Source organism: Inquilinus sp., assembly GCF_039594555.1.
Taxonomy (GTDB): Bacteria; Pseudomonadota; Alphaproteobacteria; order DSM-16000; family Inquilinaceae; genus Inquilinus.
On record NZ_JBCNNF010000566.1, the window covers coordinates 1 to 3,519 of the forward strand.

A 3,519-nucleotide genomic window follows, 5' to 3' on the forward strand; every position below is an offset into this window, starting at 1 on the left:
CACCGGCGCGCCCTACGGGCAGGGGCTGACGCTGGACAACTATCAGCGCGCCCTGACCGACGGCTACTACCTCGGCCAGCTCGGCAGCACGCTGTGGATCGCGCTGCTGACCACCGCGGCGACGCTGCTGGTCGGCTTCCCGGTCGCCTGGCAGCTGGCCCGCAGCCGGTCGCGCTGGCGCCCGGTGCTGTACGGCATCGTGCTGTCGCCGCTGCTGGTCGGGATCGTGGTCCGCAGCTTCGGCTGGACCATCCTGCTGGGCAACAACGGCGTCCTCAACAAGGCGGCCCGCTCGCTGGGCCTGACCCTAGCGCCGCTGCCCCTGATGTACAACACGCTCGGCATCGTCATCGCCCTGACCCATGTCTTCCTGCCCTTCATGATCCTGCCGATCATGGCGGCGCTGCAGACCATCGACCCGGCGCTGGAGGCGGCGGGGCGGTCGCTCGGCGCCACCCGGCGGGTCGCGTTCCGGCGCATCGTGCTGCCGCTGGCCCTGCCCGGGATCCAGTCCGGCTGCATCCTGGTCTTCGTGCTGGCGCTCAGCGCCTATGTCACCCCGGTGCTGATCGGCGGCATGCGGGTCAAAACCATGACCCTGACCGTGGTCGACACGCTGACCGACGCGTTCCAATGGCCGCTGGGCTCGGCCCTGGCGCTGATGCTCAGCATCGCCGGCGGACTCTGCGTCGTGCTGTTCGCCCGGGCCACGCGCATGCGGTGGGCCGCATGAAGCAACGACGCCCGGTCCTGTTCCCGGTGTTCTGCGGGCTGGTCTATGCCTTCCTGCTGGCGCCGATCCTGGTCGTCGTTGGCGCCTCCTTCAGCGCCGGCGCCTTCCTGGCCTTCCCGCCGCAAGGGCTGTCGCTGCGCTGGTACGAGGCGTTCTTCGGCAACGAGGTGTTCGTCACCGCGATCTGGACCTCGCTGCAGGTCGCCGCGATCGCCACCCTCGTTTCCGCCGCGATCGGCACCGCCGCCGCCCTCTACCACGCCCGCCATGCCGGCCGGGCGAAGGAGGCGATCCGCATCGCCGTGCTGGCGCCGCTGTTGCTGCCCGAGGTGCTGACGGCGATCGCGCTGCTGTTCTTCTTCTACGCCATCGGCATCGGCACCAGGAACCTGGTGGCGCTGGTCACCGGCCATGTGCTGATCACCCTGCCCTTCGTGTTCATGAACGTCTCGGCCTCGCTGCAGGGTTTCGACCGGTCGTGGGAGCTGGCGGCGCGCAGCCTCGGCGCCCGGCCGTGGCGGGTGTTCGTCCGGATCACCCTGCCGCTGATCAAGCCGGGGCTGATCGGCGGCTGCCTGTTCGCCTTCATCATCTCCTTCGACACCTTCGCGATCTCGTTCCTGCTGAAGGACGTCGGAACCTCGACCCTGCCGATCCAGCTGTTCGACTATCTTCGCCTGAACTTCACGCCGGAGGCCGCGGCCGTCTCCACCATCAGCATCGTCATGACGCTGCTGGTCGTGGTGGTGACCGAGAAGGTCCTCGGCCTCAAGATCCAGAGGTTCTGACCCGCGACATGGAGACCGCCATTCCGGATGAAGACAGCGGCGCCCCGCGCCGGCCGGTGCTGTCGCAGACGGTGCTCGCCTTCCTCGAGCGCAAGATCATCCTGCGCGAGCTGCCCCCCGGCGCCAAGCTGGTGGAGGAGGAGCTGTGCGAGCGCTACGGCATCAGCCGGTCGCCGGTGCGCGAGGCGCTGCGGCTGCTGGAGGGCACGGGCCTGGTGATCCGCCGGCCGCGCCAGGGCGTGCGGGTGGCGCCGATGTCGCTGGCCGATCTCGACCAGATCTATTCCTGCCGGGTGAAGCTGGAGGCACTGGCGGCGGAAGGCGCCGCCCGGTCGGCCAACCCGGTTGCGGTCGCCGGCGAGCTGTCGGTCGCCCTCGCGGCGATGCGCTCGGCGCTGGAGGCCGGCGATGTGGAGCGCTGCTTCGACGCCAATGTCGCGCTGACCGAGGCGCTGCACGAGGCCTCGGGCAACGCCGTGCTGCAGCGGCTGCTCGCCATCGTGCAGAAGCCGGCGCTGCGCTACCGCCACCTGGCCTATGGCGTATCGGCGGAGATGACGGCGATCGCGATCGAGGCCAACCAGCAGATGATCGACGCCATCCGCCGCGGCGACGCCCCGGCCGCCGGCCGGGTCACGGCCGGGCTGGTCGAAGCGGCCTGGCAGATCGTCCGGGCGGCACTGTCCTCGGCCATCGGCAAGCGATGAGGGATAGCGCGTGATGACGGGCCGGCCGATCGTCCTGTTCCAGATCGACGGCGGCGACCGGGAGGACTGGCTCGGCGCTGCGGCGCGCGCCTGGCCCGAGAGTCGCGCCATCTGGGCACCCGACGCCTCGTCAGCGGATCTGGCCGCAGCGACGGTCGCGATCGTGTGGCGCCCACCGGGTGGTTTTCTCGGCAGCCTGCCGAGCCTCCGGATCGTCGTCTCGACCGCCGCCGGTCTCGACCATCTGGCCGGCGACCGGAGCCTGCCGCCAACATTGCCCGTTCTCCGCCGCCAGGATCCGGCGACGGCCGCGGCGATGTCGGAATATGTCCTGGCCGCCGTGCTGGCCCAGCACCGCGACTTCCCGCGCTATGCCGCGGACCAGGCAGCTGGCCGCTGGATCCCCTGCCCGGCGCCGATGGCGGCGGAGCGCCGCGTCATCGTGCTGGGGCTGGGCCCGCTCGGCCTCGCGGCAGGGGCCCTCCTGGCCACGGTCGGATTCGGCGTGGCGGGATGGAGCCGGTCGCGGAAACCCGATGCAGCGTTTCCGACCCTTGCCGGCTGGGAGACCCTGCACGAGGCGCTTTCACGCGCGGACACGCTGGTCAATCTGCTGCCCTCGACGCCGGACACCCGCGGGCTGCTCGATGGCACCCGCATGGATCTGCTGCCGGCCGGCGCCACCCTCGTCCACGCCGGGCGCGGCGACACGCTGGTCCTCGACGAGTTGCTGGCGCGCCTGGACACGGGGCGCATCGGCCACGCCGCGCTCGACGTTCTGCCCGAGGAGCCGCCGCCTCCGGCATCGCCGCTCTGGCACCATCCGAGGGTGACGCTCACGCCACATATCGCGGCGCTTCCCCTGCCGGAGCCATTCCTGCGGTGGGTCGCTGCGACCCTGAACACAGATCTGTGACAGTTCCGTCAGGCCTTGGCATCCCTTCCCCAATCGAAGGGAGAGCTTCACACCGGAATCGGGTTTGCCCTGGCGAAATGGCAGGCCGCGAAATGCCCATCGCCGGCCGGGGTCATCGCCGGCCGTTCGCGGGCGCAGACCTCCTGCGCCAGCGGGCAGCGGGTGCGGAAGCTGCAGCCGGACGGGACGTTGGACGGGCTCGGCACGTCGCCCTGCAGGATGATACGCTTCTGCGCCCGGTCCGGGTCGGGCTCCGGCGCCGCCGACAGCAGCGCCTGCGTGTAGGGGTGGTGCGGCGCGCCGTACACCGCCGCCTTCGGCCCGGTCTCGACGATCCGGCCGAGATACATCACCGCCACCCGGTCGGCGATGTGG

General features: G+C 71.0%; 5 protein-coding genes. 4 read left to right on the forward strand and 1 reads right to left on the reverse strand.

Going from position 1 to position 3,519, the window contains the following annotated elements; all coding sequences use genetic code 11:
• The 4 genes from ABDW35_RS34105 to ABDW35_RS34120 form a co-directional block, all read left to right on the forward strand.
• Nucleotides 1-733, forward strand: a 733-nt coding sequence (locus tag ABDW35_RS34105; RefSeq protein ID WP_343718293.1) for an ABC transporter permease, incomplete at its 5' end; no start/stop codon positions are given.
• Entirely contained in the window at nucleotides 730-1,521 is a 792-nt protein-coding gene (locus tag ABDW35_RS34110) for an ABC transporter permease (RefSeq protein WP_343718294.1), read from the forward strand. The genes ABDW35_RS34105 and ABDW35_RS34110, both read left to right, overlap by 4 nt.
• Before the next feature lie 8 nt (nucleotides 1,522-1,529).
• Nucleotides 1,530-2,228 (forward strand): GntR family transcriptional regulator, encoded by a 699-nt coding sequence (locus ABDW35_RS34115; protein WP_343718295.1) that lies wholly within the window; start codon nucleotides 1,530-1,532, stop codon nucleotides 2,226-2,228.
• Nucleotides 2,229-2,241: 13 nt separating this feature from the next.
• A complete protein-coding gene (locus ABDW35_RS34120) occupies nucleotides 2,242-3,144 on the forward strand; it encodes an NAD(P)-dependent oxidoreductase (protein WP_343718296.1) in 903 nt (300 codons plus the stop codon).
• A gap of 47 nt (nucleotides 3,145-3,191) precedes the next feature.
• Here the strand turns inward: ABDW35_RS34120 and ABDW35_RS34125 are convergent.
• Nucleotides 3,192-3,519, reverse strand: a 328-nt coding sequence (locus ABDW35_RS34125) for an oligopeptide/dipeptide ABC transporter ATP-binding protein (protein WP_343718297.1), incomplete at its 5' end; no start/stop codon positions are given.